Source organism: Sinorhizobium sp. Y406, from assembly GCF_058732025.1.
In genome coordinates, this window is record NZ_CM178975.1 from 691,310 (window position 1) to 709,646 (window position 18,337).

16 protein-coding genes are annotated in these 18,337 nt (G+C 62.1%); 14 read left to right on the forward strand and 2 right to left on the reverse strand.

Annotation, left to right across the window (positions count from 1 at the left end; genetic code table 11):
- Positions 1–14: 14 nt before the first annotated feature.
- Positions 15–1,178, reverse strand: coding sequence for an isovaleryl-CoA dehydrogenase (locus AC4P1R_RS20145; protein ID WP_151613769.1), 1,164 nt, complete (start codon positions 1,176–1,178; stop codon positions 15–17).
- A 309-nt stretch (positions 1,179–1,487) separates the two neighbouring features.
- Between AC4P1R_RS20145 and AC4P1R_RS20150 the strand changes: the two genes are divergently transcribed.
- The 4 genes from AC4P1R_RS20150 to AC4P1R_RS20165 all read left to right on the forward strand — a co-directional run bounded on the left by AC4P1R_RS20150 (position 1,488) and on the right by AC4P1R_RS20165 (position 4,135).
- Entirely contained in the window at positions 1,488–1,955 is a 468-nt protein-coding gene (locus AC4P1R_RS20150) for an Lrp/AsnC family transcriptional regulator (protein WP_492178530.1), read from the forward strand.
- A 2-nt stretch (positions 1,956–1,957) separates the two neighbouring features.
- The gene (locus AC4P1R_RS20155; protein ID WP_192803830.1) at positions 1,958–2,587 is read left to right on the forward strand and encodes a LysE family translocator; all 630 of its coding nucleotides are present in this window, start codon (positions 1,958–1,960) and stop codon (positions 2,585–2,587) included.
- A gap of 238 nt (positions 2,588–2,825) precedes the next feature.
- Positions 2,826–3,272: a helix-turn-helix domain-containing protein gene (locus AC4P1R_RS20160; protein WP_492178531.1), complete on the forward strand. Its 447-nt coding sequence runs from the start codon at positions 2,826–2,828 to the stop codon at positions 3,270–3,272.
- 158 nt (positions 3,273–3,430) lie between these two features.
- Positions 3,431–4,135 carry a TfuA-like protein gene (locus AC4P1R_RS20165; RefSeq protein ID WP_492178532.1) on the forward strand — a complete coding sequence of 235 codons (705 nt, stop codon included), beginning with the start codon at positions 3,431–3,433 and terminating at the stop codon, positions 4,133–4,135.
- A 75-nt stretch (positions 4,136–4,210) separates the two neighbouring features.
- Here AC4P1R_RS20165 and AC4P1R_RS20170 read toward each other — a convergent pair whose 3' ends face one another.
- The gene (locus tag AC4P1R_RS20170; RefSeq protein ID WP_069457169.1) at positions 4,211–4,837 is read right to left on the reverse strand and encodes a hypothetical protein; all 627 of its coding nucleotides are present in this window, start codon (positions 4,835–4,837) and stop codon (positions 4,211–4,213) included.
- Positions 4,838–5,046: 209 nt separating this feature from the next.
- Here AC4P1R_RS20170 and AC4P1R_RS20175 point away from each other — a divergent pair, with 209 nt between their 5' ends.
- The 10 genes from AC4P1R_RS20175 to nirD all read left to right on the forward strand — a co-directional run bounded on the left by AC4P1R_RS20175 (position 5,047) and on the right by nirD (position 18,312).
- Complete coding sequence (locus AC4P1R_RS20175; RefSeq protein ID WP_151613771.1) at positions 5,047–5,883, forward strand: N-formylglutamate amidohydrolase; 837 nt, start codon at positions 5,047–5,049, stop codon at positions 5,881–5,883.
- Entirely contained in the window at positions 5,880–7,766 is a 1,887-nt protein-coding gene (locus AC4P1R_RS20180; RefSeq protein WP_151613772.1) for a flavohemoglobin expression-modulating QEGLA motif protein, read from the forward strand. Before AC4P1R_RS20175 ends, AC4P1R_RS20180 begins: the two co-directional genes overlap by 4 nt.
- Before the next feature lie 9 nt (positions 7,767–7,775).
- Positions 7,776–8,822, forward strand: coding sequence for a glutathione synthase (locus AC4P1R_RS20185; RefSeq protein WP_151613773.1), 1,047 nt, complete (start codon positions 7,776–7,778; stop codon positions 8,820–8,822).
- A 200-nt stretch (positions 8,823–9,022) separates the two neighbouring features.
- A complete protein-coding gene (locus AC4P1R_RS20190) occupies positions 9,023–9,616 on the forward strand; it encodes an ANTAR domain-containing response regulator (protein ID WP_069457165.1) in 594 nt (197 codons plus the stop codon).
- Positions 9,617–10,837, forward strand: a complete 1,221-nt coding sequence (locus AC4P1R_RS20195; RefSeq protein ID WP_492178534.1) for a CmpA/NrtA family ABC transporter substrate-binding protein — start codon at positions 9,617–9,619, stop codon at positions 10,835–10,837.
- Between the two features lie 402 nt (positions 10,838–11,239).
- Positions 11,240–12,589: a CmpA/NrtA family ABC transporter substrate-binding protein gene (locus AC4P1R_RS20200; RefSeq protein WP_492178797.1), complete on the forward strand. Its 1,350-nt coding sequence runs from the start codon at positions 11,240–11,242 to the stop codon at positions 12,587–12,589.
- A gap of 80 nt (positions 12,590–12,669) precedes the next feature.
- Complete coding sequence (locus AC4P1R_RS20205; RefSeq protein ID WP_069457163.1) at positions 12,670–13,743, forward strand: ABC transporter permease; 1,074 nt, start codon at positions 12,670–12,672, stop codon at positions 13,741–13,743.
- Between the two features lie 9 nt (positions 13,744–13,752).
- Positions 13,753–15,510 (forward strand): ABC transporter ATP-binding protein, encoded by a 1,758-nt coding sequence (locus tag AC4P1R_RS20210; protein ID WP_151613775.1) that lies wholly within the window; start codon positions 13,753–13,755, stop codon positions 15,508–15,510.
- A 4-nt stretch (positions 15,511–15,514) separates the two neighbouring features.
- Positions 15,515–17,962 (forward strand): nitrite reductase large subunit NirB, encoded by a 2,448-nt coding sequence (gene nirB, locus AC4P1R_RS20215; RefSeq protein ID WP_492178535.1) that lies wholly within the window; start codon positions 15,515–15,517, stop codon positions 17,960–17,962.
- Positions 17,959–18,312 carry a nitrite reductase small subunit NirD gene (gene nirD, locus AC4P1R_RS20220; protein ID WP_069457160.1) on the forward strand — a complete coding sequence of 118 codons (354 nt, stop codon included), beginning with the start codon at positions 17,959–17,961 and terminating at the stop codon, positions 18,310–18,312. The genes nirB and nirD overlap by 4 nt, the downstream gene beginning before the upstream one ends.
- The last annotated feature ends 25 nt before the right edge of the window (positions 18,313–18,337 follow it).

An 18,337-nucleotide genomic window follows, 5' to 3' on the forward strand; every position in this document is an offset into this window, starting at 1 on the left:
TTCGCTCCGCCCCGCTATTTCGTTTCGGCAAAGAGCTCCCGGCCGATCAGCATGCGGCGGATTTCGCTGGTGCCGGCGCCGATCTCGTAAAGCTTCGCGTCGCGCAGCAGCCGGCCGGCCGGAAAGTCGTTGGTGTAGCCGTTACCGCCAAGCGCCTGGATCGCCTCAAGCGCCATAAAAGTCGCCCTCTCCGCCGCGTAGAGAATGCACCCCGCGGCATCCTTGCGCGCCGTCTCGCCGCGGTCGCAGGCGGCCGCTACCGCATAGACATAGGCGCGTGCGGCGTTCAGTGTCACATACATGTCGGCAAGCTTTCCCTGCATCAACTGAAACTCGCCGATCGGTTGACCGAACTGCGTGCGTTCATGGAGATAGGGGACGACGACATCGAGGCAAGCGGCCATGATGCCGAGCGGACCTGCTGAGAGAACAACCCGCTCGTAGTCGAGGCCCGACATCAACACCTTGACACCCTCACCGATCTTGCCGAGCACGTTTTCTTCCGGAACCTCGCAGTCCCTGAAGATGAGCTCCGAAGTGTTCGAACCGCGCATGCCGAGCTTGTCGAGCTTCTGGCCGGTCGAGAAACCGGGAAAGGTCTTTTCGACCAGGAAGGCGCTGATGCCGCGCGGTCCGGCCGCCGGATCGGTCTTGGCATAGACCACCAGCACATCGGCGTCGGGGCCGTTGGTGATCCACATCTTGCTGCCATTCAGAATGAAGCGGTCGCCGCGCTTTTCGGCCCTAAGCTTCATGGATACGACATCCGAACCGGCGCCCGGTTCGGACATGGCCAGCGCCCCGACATGCTCACCCGAAATCAATTTCGGCAGATATTTCGCTTTCTGCGGCGGGGTGCCGTTGCGGTTGATCTGGTTGATGCAGAGATTGGAATGGGCGCCATAGCTCAGGCCCACCGAGGCGGAAGCGCGGCTGATCTCTTCCATCGCCACGCAATGGGCAAGGTAGCCAAGGCCGGCACCGCCATACGACTCGTCCGCCGTAATACCGAGCAGCCCCATCTCGCCCATCTGGCGCCAGAGCGGGGCAGGGAAGGCATTGTTGCGGTCGGCCTCGTCCGCCAGCGGTGCGATGCGCTCGGCAGCGAAGCGGCGAACGCTGTCGCGCAATGCGTCGATCTCCTCGCCGAGTGCGAAGTTCAATCCACCTTGAAACATCCCGTCCTCCTCCTTTGGCAACCCGGCGATAATCTCCTCACCCGGGTGGCCGAACCGTGCTGCAATTCAACATGCTGCAGCGGTCCATGATAACGCCGCGCGGCTTTGTCGCGAACGATAACATCGCTGACGGCTAATTTCCTTCCAAAGAGCTGGCCCGCCAAGCACGATCTGCAAAGAAGAACCCGGCGCCAACAGCAAGACGCTGCTCCGCCGTCGCCTGCTTCAGTGCCCGCCAGCGCCCGGGCCACCGATCGTCGCCCGTCAGATCTTCTGTACAATAGGGGAGAAACCAACTATTTTTTGGCAATGGATGCAACTGACAGAAAAATCGTTGGCATACTCAGCGCAGATGCGCGGACCTCGTTAACGGAAATCGGCGCGACGGTCGCCCTTTCCCCCTCGGCGGTCAACGAGCGCATCCGCCGCCTCGTGGCTGGCGGCGTCATCCGCGGTTTCACGCTCGAAGTCGATCACCGGTCGCTGGGGTTCGACGTGCTTGCCTTCGTCTGGATCGCTCTTTCCGCCGACGCCGACGAGACTGAATTTCGCAGATTCATAGCTGGCCATCCGGCGGTCGCGGAGTGCCATCATGTCACCGGCGGATGGTCCTATTGCGTCAAGGTCCGCATGCCGACGCTTGGCGACATCGAACCCTTTCTCGGGGAATTGAAGGCGCGCCGTTTCATCGGCCGCAGCGAAACGGTGATCGCCCTCTCAACCGTCGCGGAAAACACCCTCACCTTACCGGGCGGCGAAGACCCGAAGCGAGGGTGAACATGACCCTCATGCTTTTCGTAAAAGGGCTGGTGCTTGGAGTTGCGATCGCCGCGCCGCTTGGCCCGATCGGCTTGCTCTGCATCAATCGTACGCTGGAGCGCGGCTTCTGGGCCGGCGTAGCAGGCGGACTTGGTACCGCACTCGCCGACGCCACCTATGCCATGCTCGCGGCGGCAGGATTTGCCGCCTTCGCAGCGACGCTTGCGACGCTTTCGGTTCCGCTCGGACTCATCGGCGGCCTCTTCATGCTCTGGCTCGGCTGGCGCGGTCTGAGGCCGACGCCAACGGCCACGGCTGTCGAGGTGGGCAGCCGCGGTCTCGCCCGCATGGTGGCGGCAACCTTTCTGCTGACGATGGGAAACCCGACCACCATCCTGTCCTTCGCTGCGATCTTCGCGGGTCTCGGCCTTGCCGCGATCGGCGACAGAATGAATACGGCGATCGTTGTGGCCGGCGTCTTTCTCGGCTCGCTTGCCTGGTGGTTCGCCTTGAGCGGCGGCGTTGCGTTTGCTCGAGCGAAGCTGCCCGAGCGTTTCGCCGCGTGGACGTCTCGGTTTTCAGGGCTCATCCTGATCGGGTTCGGCGTCGCCGCGCTTGCTTCGGCAGGTGCCGACCTCATCCGCCGCTGACAGACGACCTCCGCCCTTTGTCTCGGCGAACCGCGCGACGGCAGCGAAACCGGTTATGGCGCGAGCAACCGATGGTGGTCGCGCGAAAAATGCTGGGCAATACGGAAGAAAAAGGCATTTCAGCTGCAGAAATTGGCGCGCAAAGATTGCATGGTCGCCGCGATTCAAGCACATTTGGATTCAAGACTACACCTATAGGTAATCGAGTAGGTAATCGAGCTTGCAAGGAGAATAGCAGATGAAGAAGGATCCCAATCCGATCGATGTCTTCGTCGGTTCGCGCGTGCGAATGCGCCGATTGATGGTCGGACTGAGCCAGGAAAAACTTGCCGACGGCCTGGGCATCACTTTCCAGCAGGTGCAGAAATACGAGAAGGGCACAAACCGCGTCGGCGCAAGCCGGCTGCAGGCGATTGCCGACATCCTTGGCGTGCATCCGAGCTTCTTTTTCCAGGAGGACGACAAGACCCAGGCGCGCGAAGCCCCTGCCGATATCCAGGAATCGCAGGAGATTTCCTCTTTCGTCGCATCGCGCGAGGGCATCGCCCTCAACAGAGCTTTCCTGAAGATCGCCGATCCGGTCCTGCGGAAAAAGATCATCTCGCTCGTTGCCGCTATGGCGAACACGCCGGAGGCGGAGCAACTTCCACCCGGGGCGCACCACAGCGAATCCCTGCACAGCTGACGGTCGTCGGTTGTGGCGGCCTGGAAAGGACCGAGTACCGCCGACGCAAGGCGCGGACAAGTCGGGCCACCTCGTGCCTTGCCGTTCGACATCACGCGACTGCCGCATCAACGATACGTTGCAGCATATGCCCGAACCGGCATGACGCCGTTGCCCGCATGAAAGTCGTCTTCGTCGGTCCTACGGTTCCCGATGCCTCGGAAATGGCCGGTGAGGCGCTCGTCATTCGTCCGCCTGCCCGGCAGGGCGACATATTGCGCGCCGTGCGCGACGGTACCACCGCGATCGGCATTATCGACGGCATTTTCGAGCGTGTCGCGCCGGTCTGGCACAAGGAGATCCTTTTCGCTCTGTCGCAAGGCATTGCCGTCCTTGGCGCAGCGAGCATGGGAGCCCTGCGCGCTGCCGAATGCGCCGCCTTCGGCATGATTGGGATCGGCGCGATTTACGGCGAATACGCAGCGGGCGGGACTGTGGACGATTCCGACGTGGCGTTGCTGCATGCTCCGCAAGAGCTCGGCTACGCGCCGCTCACCCTTCCCCTCGTCAACGTCCGGGCGACACTGCGGCGCCTCGCAGAGCGGCAGACCATTTCGGCAAAGCACGCATCGGCGATCGAAGACGCCGCTGCCAAGCTCTTCTACAAGGAGCGAACCTGGCCCACCATCATCGCAGGCGCAAGCCTCCCGCATGCGGATCGCGAAGCTCTGGCAGCGTTGCTGCGCGCCGGATATGTCGACCAGAAGCACGCGGACGCTCTGGAGCTGTTGAAGGAGCTGTCTCTTCTGTCGGGAGCGGACGCCTCGAGGCAGGGATGGACGTTCAATGCGACAAGTCTCTGGACGCGACTTCAGGAAATGTAGTTGACGCTGCGCATTGGACTTGGAGCTTCGCGGCGGCGGTTTTACCGCTCGGGTGGTTCCCACGATGGTAAGATCTTAATTGGCAGCGAAGCAGTAGAATAGACCGTCTCCGCCGGTGCTCCTGAACGCTTCCAGCGTACAGCCGCCACGCGTCGAATGGGACGAGTTCCACGACTTGGCGGCAGCCGAGTCGTCCAAGCCGGTGCGGTCGCTGTGGCCCACGATCGCTGCGCCTTCCGCGCCGCCCATCGTCCAGTTGCCGCACGTTTCCGGCGCCGCCGTTCCATCGGGCAGTGAGCCCGTCAGAATGTCGTGGCGGTTCGGGTTGTCACCGCGGCCGGGGATGACTTCTCCTTTTTCGTTGAGTGCCGTCTGCTTGGATATGTTGTTGCCACCGCCATGCAGCGAGGCAACATCATCGGCAATCCTTTCACCCTTGGCGTTGTACCAGGGTCCTGTGCCAATGCGATCCTTGGCATTCTCACGGTCAGTGGAGAGATAGGCTCTCCAGGTCTTGCCTGTCGAACCACTGGCCGCCGCCAGCGCGCTACAATGGGCGTCTGCGCCCGGAAGGCCTCCGAGGTCCCCGCCCTCGCCTGGGTTGACGCTGGTGACGAAGAAGCTCATCGACGTGTCCTGGGCGCGGGCTGCGAGGACCGAACAGGCTAATGCGGCTGCGACGAATACTAGCCGACGTTTCATGACAACCCTCCCGCGATATTCGAGCCTTCAGTGTATTGTCGGAGTCGGCGGCCGTAAAATCGAAATCTCGTGAGGAGAACGGCGTGCCGCCCGGGCCTTCCAGTATTGGCGAAGAGCGGCACCGCTCTCCGTTGACGTTCGGAACCGAAGAACTCCGTTTTGAATTGTAGCTGCATGACCAACCGTGCAGCAACGGATACGGGGTTGCGATGGCGACGAGGACATCCGCAGATTCGAAAACAGCTTTCGCGTTGCCCGCCACCAGCGAATGGTGGACGCAGCACCGCGGCGACTGGCCGGTCGTCGCAACCGCCATTCACAATGGGCACATGGCTCGCGACGCAGTGCGAAGCCTGTTTGCGCTTTCCGAAGCAGAACGTCGGCGTGAGGAAGATCCGTTCACCGAGTTCCTGATCCGCGACATCCCGAACCGGATCGTCGTTCACCGCTCGCGGTTTGAAGTCGACATCAACCGGGCGCGAAGCGGCGCCGTCTATCTGCGTCCGGAACAGGCTTGGGGCCTCAGGGTCTGGAAGACGGAACCGCCGCGGGATCTCGTCGAAGCATGCCTCGCCATGCACGACGAGTACTATGCGATGCTGCATTCGTTCCTTGCCGGGGTCGAGCGCTGCCACGGACGGTTCGTCGTTCTCGATGTGCACAGTTACAATCATCGACGGGCGGGCCCGGGATCGGAACCTATGCTCCCGGCGGAGGCGCCTGACATCAATATAGGCACGTTCTCCATGGACCGGCGAAGATGGTCATTTGTGGTGGATCGCCTGGTGGAGGCGCTGCGCGCCTCCGACTTTCCCGGCGGCCGATTGGACGTCCGCGAGAACATCGCATTTCAGGGCCGGGGCGAGCAGACACGCTTCATCCACGAGCACTTTCCAAACACGGGCTGTGCGATTGCGGTCGAATTCAAGAAAGTCTTCATGGATGAGTGGACCGGCGAGCCGCGGGGCGATGTCCTCACGGCGCTCAGGCGACTCGTTCGATCGGCCGTGCCGATACTGCTCGACGAATTGGAGGCGCGTCGATGAAGCTGGCGAATGCAAATGCCGCGAGGGGTGCGGACGCTCCGGAATGGCTTGATGAAGCCTTGAGCGCCATCCAAGCGGGCAAAGCCGTGCGCAAGGAACTTGCCGACGGAGGCCGCCTCCATATCGACCGGGCACTGCCCTTTCTCTGCGTCCATATCTCGGGAGACGAAGAGCCCGTCGCCCGTGAAATAGTCCAGGCGAACGCGTCCTATCTGCTCGCGCCCGATGTCGCCGCCGCCACGCCCGTCGTAATGGCCATTGGAAAGCTGCTCGAGCGCCGCTTTGGTGATTTCATGGTGCTCGAAGTCGGTGAGTTCGCCCGCGATCAACTCTTGACCGAGAAGGCGCCGCTGCTCCCCCCTTTCAAGATCGAAGTCGTCGCAGGCAGTAAAGGGAGCATCCAGACAGCCGCGAGAGCATTTATCGATGCCGTGGAGGTCATCCAGGGTAAATTCCGCACGCCGCAGGTCGAGTTCCGCGACTGGCCGGAATACGGGAGCGACGCAAATGACACGCTTGAGGTCCCCTTCCCGATGATGCGCGTGTGCTTTGCACCGATCTACCGCCAACGCGAATCCGGCAATATTTATCCGGAGGTGCGCGAGCGCCTGATCGCCAACGTGTACGATGCTATCCTGCATGCCTTTGCGGCCTTCGCCGAAGCGACGAGCAGCCTCACTTTTTCGACACATCGCGCCCTTGGGAGGAAGGCCTTCGTCGATGCAGTGATCCGGACTGACCGGAGTATCGATGAAGTCGCTTCCACTTTCGATTTCCTCCTGGCAGTGACACCGATCAACGCGGAAGCGGCCTGGAGCGAATTTGCGGCCAGCGACTGCGAGCGCGCGCCGCGCTTCCTCTACCGACCCTTGGTCCTGCAAGTCGATGCCGCGAAAATGAAGCTCTTTTCGATCCCGTTCGAGCACCTCGAGGATCCCGTGCTCTATCAGCTCTATCGCGAGAAGCAGCAGGAGCTCGATCTGCAACTATCGATGCTGTCGGCGCGGGACACCGCGAAGTTCGTTGAGTTCGGCCGTGCCCTTTATGGCCCGGTGGAGCCTGGCCTTTTGCTGACCGCGCGAGATATTCTCGCCCGAAGCCAGGGCGTCGTCTCGGATGTCGCACGAAGGGCCGAACAGCGCGCGGACTGCTATGTCGTCGAAAAGCGTGCGCGCGAGATGATCGCCGAATACGCGCGGCGTTACGACGGCTTCGAAGCCTGCGTCGAGGTACGGGACGACCTTCCCTCCGGACTGCTGGTTTCGGGCAAGAGGCTGTTGATCGCCCGAAGCACCGTCATGGCTGCAGGCCGTGTCGAGCCTCTCCTCAGCCATGAGATCGGCGTTCACCTCCTGACCTATGTCAACGGATCAGCTCAGGGCCTGCGTCTGTTTCGCTCGGGCCTCGCCGGGTACGAGGGCATGCAAGAGGGGCTTGCAGTCTTTGCGGAATATCTGTCGGGCGGCATGACGGGTGAACGGCTTCGTCTCATCGCTGCCCGCGTGGTTGCCAGCGCCGCCATGCTCGACGGCGCCTCCCTGCCGGAAGTCTATCGCGCCCTCGTCGCGGATTATGGATTCCGGAAAACGGAGGCCTTCAACATCGTCCTACGCGTCTATCGGGGTGGGGGTTTCGTCAAGGACGCGATCTACCTGCGCGGACTGCTGCAGCTTCTCGACCACCTGGCGGACGGCGGAACGCTGGAGCCTTTCTGGATGGGAAAAATCGCGGCTTCACATTTCGGCGTCATGCAGGAACTGCACGCACGCGGTCTGCTCGGGGCGCCGTCGGTCGATCCCATATTCCTCGATTATCCGGAAGCATCGTCCCGGCTTGCCAGAGCGCATGCGGGAATGGCTCCGCTCGACATGTTGCAACAATAGGAGCCGCTAATGCGCATCGCCTTTTTTGTCAATTCCATTGAAGGTGAGGCGCCTTACTATACGACGACGTGGCTGGCGCTTGCCGCGCTCGCGCGCGGCCACGAGGTCTGCTACGTCACGCCGGGAGATTTCGTGCTGCGCCCGGATGACAGCATGCTGATCCGCGCGACGACCCTGGAAGGCTCGAAACCGAAGAAGCCGGAGACACTGCTTGGCGCCTTGCAGAGCAAACAAGCGAAAATCGACACGATCGACCTGCGCGAAATCGATGTGCTTTTTCTGCGAAACGACCCCTCCGAAGATGCGGACAGCCGCCCCTGGGCGGTTTATGTCGGCACGAACTTTGGACGGTTGGCGGCGGCGCGCGGCGTCATCGTCCTCAATGACCCCGAAGGCCTGGCGCTTGCCCAGAACAAGCTTTATTTCCAGGGCTTTCCTGAGGCCGTACGGCCGACGACGCTGATCTCCAGGAGTATCGAGGAAATCCGGGCGTTTCTCGACAGCCATTCGCGCGGCGTCGTTCTGAAGCCCCTGCAAGGCTCCGGCGGCAAGAATGTCTTCAAGATCGGCTCCAAGGACGAGGTCAACCTGAACCAGATCTTCGAGGTCGCCAGCGATGGGGGATATCTGATAGCGCAGAGCTTTCTGCCGGATGCCGTCGCCGGTGACATCCGTCTCTTCCTCATGAACGGGCGGCCCCTCGAGCGCGATGGCGTGTATGCCGGCTTTCGGCGTGTCCCGGCCAAGGGCGATGTTCGCTCGAACATTCATGCCAGTGGAACGCCTGAAGCCGCCGCCATCACACCGGAGGTTCTGGCAATCGCCGAAAAGCTGCGTCCCAAGCTCGTAGAGGACGGCATGTTCCTGGTCGGTCTCGACATTGTCGGCGACAAGGTGCTGGAGGTGAACGTCTTCACACCCGGCGGATTCCCCGAGATTGCGGCGATCGTCGGTGTGGATTTCAGCGACGCCGTCATCGCGGCGCTGGAGCACAAGCTTCACATCCAGGAACTCTATGGCGGCCGGGTGCCAAACCGTACTCTGGCGACCCTTTGATATGAACCCTGGACAAGGACGCCAGCGTGAGACCGACGAACCGATAAGGCTGGCCACGCTCGCCGGAGATCGGCCGCGAACCGCGCATCTCCTGCGTGTCGCCGCCGATCTATTTCGCCTCAAATTGATGCAATATTCGGAAACGCAAATAATTTAGGCAGCCATATTGCGAAAATTGCTGCACCGCATGATGATGCGGCATGACTCATCGCGACCTGACCATTCTGGTGATTGACGAGAATGCCATCCGTGCCTCGATCATTGAGGCCGGATTGCGCGATGCCGGCCACAGCCGGGTCAGCGTCGTTCACGACGTCCATGGCGTCGGGCGCGTCATCGAACGGCTGCAGCCGGACGTGATCGTCATCGATCTGGAAAACCCCAATCGCGATTTGCTGGAGAGCATGTTTCAGCTCTCCCGCTCGGTCAAGCGCCCCATCGCCATGTTCGTCGACCGCTCCGACAGCAGCATGATCGAGGCGGCGATCGATGCCGGCGTCTCCGCCTATGTGGTCGACGGGCTGCGGCAGGAGCGGGTGAAGCCGATCCTCGACATGGCGATCGGCCGATTCAACGCCTTCTCTCGCATGGAGCGTGAACTCGCGGAAGCGCGCAGCGAGCTCGCGGACCGTAAGGTGATCGACCGCGCCAAGGGTATCCTGATGAAATCGCGCGGCATCGGCGAAGAAGAGGCCTACAAGCTCCTGCGCACGACCGCCATGAACCAGAATCGCAAAATTGCCGAGATCGCACAGAGTCTTGTGCTTGCGGCGGGATTGCTGGAGGACCCTTGAATGGCTGCCACCGCCGACATCACTCTTGGTTACATGCCGCTGTTCGACAGCGCGGTCCTGATCGCCGCCGTAGAGAAGGGCTTTGCCGGCGACGAGGGCCTGTCAGTGCAACTCGTTCGGGAAACGTCCTGGGCGAACATCCGCGACCGGATCGCCGTCGGTCACTTTCAGGCAGCGCATATGCTGGCACCCATGCCGATTGCATCCAACCTGGGCCTGACACCGCTGTCGCTGGAGCTTGTCGCACCCTTCGCGCTCGGTCTCGGGGGCAATGCGGTCACGGTTTCACGTGAGCTTTGGGGGCGCATGTTTGCCGAGGGTGCCGGACCCGGCACCGATCCGAGCGCCAACGGCACAGCTCTTTGCCATGTCGTCGAGAACCGCCGTGCGGCAGGCGAGTTGCCGCTGCGCTTTGCCGTCGTCCACCCCTTCTCGGGCCACAATTATGAGCTGCGCTACTGGCTTGCGGCCTGCGGTATCGACCCGGAAACGCATGTCGAAATCGTTGTGGTTCCACCGCCCCTGATGGCAGACGCGCTGGCAACCGGAGCCATCGATGGCTTTTGCGCCGGCGAACCCTGGAACAGCGTTGCCATTGCAGACGGCGCGGGGCGCATTGTCACAACCAAGGCGTCGATCTGGCGCCTCAGCCCCGAAAAGGTACTGGGCGTCTCGGCGCGATTCGCCGCGGAAAACCGCCCGGCGCTGGACGCCTTGCTGCGGGCGCTTTACCGCAGTTCGATCTGGTGCGGCGACAGCGCCAATCACGAAGAACTCGCCGCCCTGATGAGCGGATCCGAGCACCTGGGCCTTCCACGCGAAAGGCTGATGCCGATCCTGACCGGGCATCTGGCGCTTGGCGACGGCGCCACCGATGCGATACCGGAGTTCTTCGTGCCGCATGCCAAGGGGGCAACCTTTCCCTGGCAGAGCCATGCACTCTGGTTCTACAGTCAGATGGTTCGCTGGGGCCATGCAAAGCACGCGCCCGCCCAGGCCGAGCGCGCGCGCGACACTTATCGGCCCGATATCTATCGACAGGCACTGAAGCCGATTTCCGCGCCAATGCCGGGCGCCAACATGAAGGTCGAAGGGGCGCTGACCGCGGCGGCACCCGTCGGCGCCTCCGAAAAAGGACTGGTACTCGGCCCCGATGGCTTTTTCGACGGGCGTATATTCGACCCCGACCGGCTCGACGCCTATCTTGCGAGCCAAAGCTGAGTCCGCCCAACGTTCCCTGCCCCATTTTTGTGCACTGCGCAAAATTTACTCAAGCGCTGACTTATAGAACATCCGAGCTCTGTTTGGCTCTACCCTATAATCCTTTGAAAATCCGCGATAATCCGCTGGCTGGCGAAACTGGCACGGTTCGTGCATGGATAAAAGCATAGTGCCCCGCGGGGCTCGAAAAAGTTTGCGTCCAATGAGGGGCGCTAAAGGCAAGGCTGCCAAACCGGGATCACGCTCTGAACGAGGGGGAGCGTTGGATTCGGTTTGGCAGCCTTTTCTTTTGCTCCCTGAAACATCGCAACCACAGGCGAACTTCCCATCGCCGCCAGACAGGAGAATAGCATGAGCAGACGTTCCATCGACAGATTCGCGAAGTGTTCGATCGTTGCCGCGATGGTGGCTGGCCTCTACAGCGGCACGGCTTCTGTCGCAGCAGCGGAAATGCTTGAACTTGAAAAGGACGAACTGAAGCTCGGCTTTATCAAGCTCACCGACATGGCGCCGCTGGCGATCGCCTATGAAAAGGGCTTCTTCGAAGACGAGGGCCTTTTCGTCACGCTGGAGCCGCAGGCAAACTGGAAGGTGCTGCTCGACCGGGTGATCACCGGCGAACTCGACGGCGCGCACATGCTGGCCGGCCAACCGCTCGCCGCGACGATCGGCTTCGGCACCAAGGCCCACATCGTCACGCCCTTCTCGATGGATCTGAATGGCAACGGCATCACCGTCTCCAACGACGTCTGGGCGATGATGAAGGAGCACATTCCGTTCGGCGACGACGGCAAGCCGGTCCACCCGATCAAGGCCGATGCGCTGAAGCCTGTGGTGGATCAGTTCAAGGCCGAGGGCAAGCCGTTCAATCTCGGCATGGTCTTCCCGGTCTCCACTCATAATTACGAACTTCGCTACTGGCTTGCTTCCGGCGATATCCATCCGGGCTTTTATTCGCCGGAAAACGTTTCGGGACAGATCAAGGCCGATGCGCTGCTCTCGGTGACCCCGCCGCCGCAGATGCCGGCAACCCTCGAAGCCGGCACCATTGTCGGCTATTGCGTGGGCGAACCGTGGAACCAGGCAGCCGTCTTCAAGGGCATCGGTGTTCCGGTCATCACCGACTACGAGATCTGGAAGAACAATCCGGAGAAGGTCTTCGGGCTGACGAAGGAGTTCACCGAGAAGTACCCGAACACGACGCTCGCCCTGACCAAGGCGCTCATTCGCGCCGCCGAGTGGCTGGACGAGAACAACAATGCCAACAGGGCCGAAGCGGTCGAAATCCTGTCGCGCAGCGAATATGTCGGCGCCGACGCGGAGGTCATCGCGAATTCGATGACCGGCACTTTCGAATATGAAAAGGGCGACAAGCGCGACGTTCCGGACTTCAACGTCTTCTTCCGCCACTACGCGACCTATCCCTACTACTCGGACGCCATCTGGTACCTGACGCAGATGCGCCGCTGGGGCCAGATCGCCGAGCACAAGGACGACGCGTGGTACGCCGAGACCGCCAAATCCGTCTACCTGCCGGACGTCTATATGAAGGCGGCGGAGATGCTGGTCGAAGAGGGCAACGCCGATAAGGCCGATTTCCCCTTCGGCACCGACGGCTACAAGGCACCGACCTCCGACTTCATCGACGGCATCACTTTCGATGCCAAGGCCCCGAACGCCTACATCGACTCCCTCAAGATCGGGCTGAAGAGCGGCCAGACCGTCTCCGGTTCGGAGGTCGTCGGCGGCTGACATGCGGCGGGCGAGCGCGACCTTCTGGGGTGCGCCCGCCATCCCTTGGACCCACAAATTTCAACAGATGAGACGAATTCATGACTCAAGCGATCACCGTAGCTGACCCGCGACTTGCGCGACGAGAGCGTCTGTTCCAGCGGATCAACAGAGCCGCCGGCTGGCTGAACGTGCTCGGCCTCGGCTGGGTGACCCCGATCCTGCGCATCGCGGCCGGCGACAACGTCGCCGAACAGATGTCGGAGATCCGCAAGGCGCTTCTGGTGCCGCTTGCCGGCATCCTGTTCTTCCTCGCTCTCTGGGCCGTCCTCGCGCCGAAAGTGCAAACATCGCTCGGCGCCATTCCGGGGCCGACCGCGGTGTTGGCGCAGGCAAACGTGCTTCTCAAGGACCATATCGCGGAACGGCGCAAGGCCGACGCCTTCTATGCCCGACAGGACGAGCGCAACGCCAAGCTCGTGGCCGAAGGCAAGTCCGGTCAGGTGAAACATCGCATCTTCACCGGCAAGCCGACCTATCTCGATCAGATTGCCACCTCGCTTTTGACCGTCGGCCTCGGATTCGCGATCGCGACGCTGGTAGCCGTGCCGCTCGGCATCGCCTCCGGCCTGTCGAAAACGATCAATGGCGCCATCAATCCGCTGATCCAGATTTTCAAACCTGTCTCGCCGCTGGCATGGCTGCCGATCGTCACCATGGTCGTCTCCGCCCTTTACGTAAATCCCTCGGACCTCCTGCCGAAGTCGCTGGTGATCTCGGCGGTGACCGTGACCCTCTGTTCGCTGTGGCCGACGCTGATCAACACGGCGCTCGGCGTCGCCTCGATCGACAAGGATCTGGTCAATGTCGGCAAGGTGCTGCAGCTCTCGACCGCGACCACCATCCGCAAGCTGGTGCTGCCGTCCGCCCTGCCCCTGATCTTCACCGGCCTGAGGCTGTCACTCGGCGTGGGCTGGATGGTACTGATCGCCGCCGAGATGCTCGCCCAGAATCCAGGTCTCGGAAAGTTCGTCTGGGACGAGTTCCAGAACGGCTCCTCCGACTCGCTCGCGCGGATCATCGTCGCGGTGCTGACGATCGGCATCATCGGCTTCATCCTGGACCGCGTGATGTACGCGCTGCAGTCCGCCTTCACCTTCTCGTCGAACCGGTAGGAGGCACGCGTGACCATTCTTGAACTGAGCGACGTCTCGAAATCCTTTGGCGAGGGAAAGTCTCGCAACGACGTGCTTGCGTGCGCGAACCTCAAAGTCGAGGAAGGCGAATTCATTGCGATCGTCGGCTTTTCCGGCTCGGGGAAATCGACGCTGATCTCCCTCCTTGCCGGCCTGTCAGCACCTGACAGCGGCGCCGTGCTCTTCCGCAACAAGGAGGTGACCGGTCCCGGTCCGGAGCGCGGGGTCGTCTTCCAGTCCTATTCGCTGATGCCCTGGCTCTCGGTTCGCGCCAATGTCGCCCTGGCGGTCGATGCGGTGCATGGCGGAAAATCCAAGGCCGAGCGGAAGGTGATCATCCAGAATTACATCGACATGGTCGGTCTCTCTCACGCGACGGAACGCCGACCGGCGGAACTTTCAGGCGGCATGCGCCAACGCGTCGCGGTGGCCCGGGCCCTCGCGATGCAGCCGGAAGTCCTGTTGCTCGATGAGCCGCTGTCGGCGCTCGACGCACTGACCCGTTCCAAGCTGCAAGACGAGTTCGCCGATATCTCGTCGAAAGAGAAGAAGACCATCATCCTCATCACCAATGACGTCGATGAGGCGATCCTGCTCGCCGACCGGATCATTCCGCTGACGCCCGGCCCAAAGGCGACGCTCGGCCCCAGCTTCGCGGTGAACCTGCCGCGGCCGCGCGACCGCGCGGAAATGAACTCCAATGCCGAGTTCATCCGACTGCGCGCTGCCGTAACCGAATATCTGATGGATCTCGGCACCGAGCGCAAATCCGAGGACGGCAGCGCCGTTTCCCTGCCGAACGTGGTCCCGATCACGCAGAAGACGCCCAAGCTGCCCGATGCCTATGCCCGCAAGGCGCATTCGGCGATCGAGAAGAGCTATGTCGAGTTCTTCGAGGTTCGCAAGGTCTATCCGACGCCGAAGGGCCCGCTGACCGTCGTCGACGGCTTCGACCTTAAGATGAACAGGGGCGAATTCATCTCGATCATCGGCCATTCCGGCTGCGGAAAGTCGACCGTACTGTCGATGATGGCCGGCCTCAACCCGATCTCCTCCGGCGGCATCATTCTCGACGGTCGGGAGATCTCGGGCGCCGGACCGGACCGGGCGGTGGTGTTCCAGGCACCGTCGCTGCTTCCCTGGCTGACCGCCCGGGAGAACGTGGCGCTGGGCGTCGACCGTGTTTATCCGGACGCGACCCCTGCCGAGCGCCGCGACGTCGTCGAATATTACCTGCAGCGCGTCGGATTGGGCGATGCGATGCACCGTCTGGCGGCCGATCTGTCGAACGGCATGAAACAGCGGGTCGGCATCGCCCGCGCCTTCGCGCTGTCACCGAAGCTGCTGTTGCTCGATGAGCCCTTCGGCATGCTGGACAGCCTGACCCGCTGGGAACTCCAGGAAGTGCTGATGGATGTGTGGAAGCGCACGCAGGTGACGGCGATCTGCGTTACCCACGACGTCGACGAGGCCATCCTGCTCGCCGACCGAGTGGTGATGATGTCGAATGGGCCGAACGCCCGGATCGGCAATATCATGGAGGTTAACCTGCCGCGACCCCGCTCGCGCAAGGAGCTCCTGTCACATCCCGATTACTACGCCTATCGCGAGGAACTCCTGGACTTTCTCGAGGCCTATGAAGGCGGCGCAAACCCCGCTCCCGAGCATCTCGAAGCGATCCGGGCAAAGCGCGCCGCCCGAACGATGCTGTCCGCCCAAACCCTCAAGACACAAGCCGCGGAGTGATGGAATGACCGAGAAACTGGTGATCGTTGGCAATGGCATGGCGCCGGGGCGCATGCTGGAAGAGCTCTTCGAAAAGGCGTCTGGGCGCTACGACGTGACGATCTTCAACGCCGAGCCGCGCGTCAATTACGACCGCATCATGCTCTCGCCGGTGCTCTCCGGCGAAAAGGACTATGAAGAGATCATCATTCATGGCGACGGGTGGTACATCAAGCATGGCATTACGCTCTACAAGGGCCACAAGATCATCGCGATCGACCGCGCTGCCAAGACGGTGACGTCCGACCACGGCGTCACGGAAAGCTACGACAAACTGGTGATCGCCACCGGCTCGGTGCCCTTCATCATTCCGGTGCCCGGGAAAGACCTACAGGGCGTGATCACCTACCGCGATCTCGACGACGTTCAGGCGATGCTGCTTGCGGCCCAATCGCGCGAAAAGGCAGTCGTCATCGGCGGCGGTTTGCTTGGCCTCGAGGCGGCGGCCGGTCTCAAGTCGCGTGGTATGGACGTGACCGTGCTGCATGTGATGCCGACGCTGATGGAACGCCAACTCGACCCGGCCGCCGGCTATCTGCTGCAGAAGGCCGTCGAGGAGCGCGGCATCAAGGTCCTCACGAGGGCGAACACCAAGCGCATCCATGGCGAGACCAGGGTCGAGGGCATCGAACTCGAAGATGGCCGGATCATTCCGGCGACGCTGGTGGTGATGGCGGTCGGCATTCGGCCGAATGTCGGGCTTGCCAAGGAAGCGGGCCTCGCCATCAATCGCGGCATCGTCGTCGACGCCGGCATGCAGACCTCCGACGGAAGCATCATGGCACTTGGCGAATGCGCCGAGGTCGGCGGCATGGTCTATGGCTTGGTGGCGCCGCTCTACGAAATGGCGCGGGTAGCCGCATCCCATCTCGCCGGGGACCGCAGTGCCGCCTTCGTGCATTCCGATACACCGACCAAGCTGAAGGTGACGGGCATCAATCTCTATTCGGTCGGCGACTTCGCCGATGGCGACGGACGCGAAGAGATCGTGCTGCGCGATGCCACCGCCGGCATCTACAAGCGGCTCGTGCTGAAGGACAACCGCATCATCGGCACGGTGCTATATGGAGAGACCGCCGATGGCGCCTGGTTCAACGACCTGTTGAAGCGCGGCACCGATATCTCCGAAATGCGCGATACCCTGATCTTCGGCCAGGCCTATCAGGGAGGATCCCCGCTGGACCCTACGGCGGCCGTTGCAGCCTTGCCGGATGATGCGGAAATCTGCGGCTGCAACGGCGTCTGCAAGGGCAAGATCGTCTCGACCATCACGGGCAAGGGTTTAACCTCGCTCGACGAGGTGCGTGCCCACACCAAGGCGTCTGCGTCGTGCGGCTCCTGTACGGGGCTGGTCGAACAGCTGATGTCCGCCACGCTCGGCGCTGCTTACAACCCGGCCGCGGTGCAGCCGATGTGCGGCTGCACCGATCTCGGACACGACGACGTGCGCCGCCTCATCAAGGCGAAGAAGCTGAAGACCATTCCCGCGGTGATGCAGGAGCTCGAGTGGAAGACCTCCTGCGGCTGCGCCAAATGTCGCCCGGCGCTCAACTATTACCTCGTCTGCGATTGGCCGGACGAATATGCCGACGACTACCAGTCGCGCTTCATCAACGAGCGCGTCCACGCCAATATCCAGAAGGACGGCACCTATTCGGTGGTGCCGCGCATGTGGGGCGGGGTTACCAACTCCAAGGAACTGCGCGCTATCGCGGACGTCGTCGACAAGTTCAATGTGCCCATGGTCAAGGTGACCGGCGGGCAGCGCATCGACCTGCTCGGCATCGAGAAGGAAAACCTGCCGGCCGTCTGGGCGGATCTCGGCAAAGCGGGCTTCGTCTCCGGTCAGGCCTATGCCAAGGGTCTGAGAACGGTGAAGACCTGCGTCGGCTCCGACTGGTGCCGCTTCGGCACCCAGGATTCGACCGGCCTCGGCATCCGCATCGAGAAGTTCATGTGGGGCTCCTGGACACCGGCCAAGGTCAAGATGGCCGTCTCCGGCTGCCCGCGCAATTGTGCGGAAGCGACCTGCAAGGACGTCGGTGTGATCTGCGTCGACTCCGGCTACGAAATCCACTTCGCCGGGGCGGCGGGGCTCGACATCAAAGGCACCGAGGTCCTGGGATTGGTCAAGACCGAGGAGGAGGCGCTCGAACATATCGTGGCGCTCACGCAGATGTATCGCGAGCAGGCCCGCTACCTCGAGCGCATCTACAAATGGGCCAAGCGCATCGGCCTCGACGAGATCCGCCGGCAGATCATGGAAGATGCGGAAAAGCGGAAAGCCTATTTCGACCGCTTCGTCTTCAGCCAGAAGTTCGCCCAGGTCGACCCCTGGTCGGAGCGCGTCTCCGGCAAGGACAAGCACGAATTCAAGCCGATGGCCGTCATCCAGAAGGAAGCAGCGGAATGAACGCTCATAATCTTGCAACCGAAGCCGCGTGGATTCTGGTCGGCACCGTCGACGACATCCCACGCCAGGGTTCGCGCCGCGTCCGCAATGGCGAAACAAAGATCGCGGTCTTCAGGACAATCGATGACCGGATTTTCGCATTGGAAGACAAGTGCCCGCACAAGAACGGGCCACTCAGCGAGGGGATCGTACATGACGGTTGCGTCACATGTCCGCTCCACAACTGGGTGATTTCGCTCGAAACCGGGGAGGCCCAAGGCGCGGACGACGGAAGGACATCAACCTTCCCGGTCCGGATCGAGGGTCGGGAAATCTACCTCGACCTGACAACCAATTTTGCAGCTCGCTGAGTCGCTGCCGAACGCGAAAAGGAAC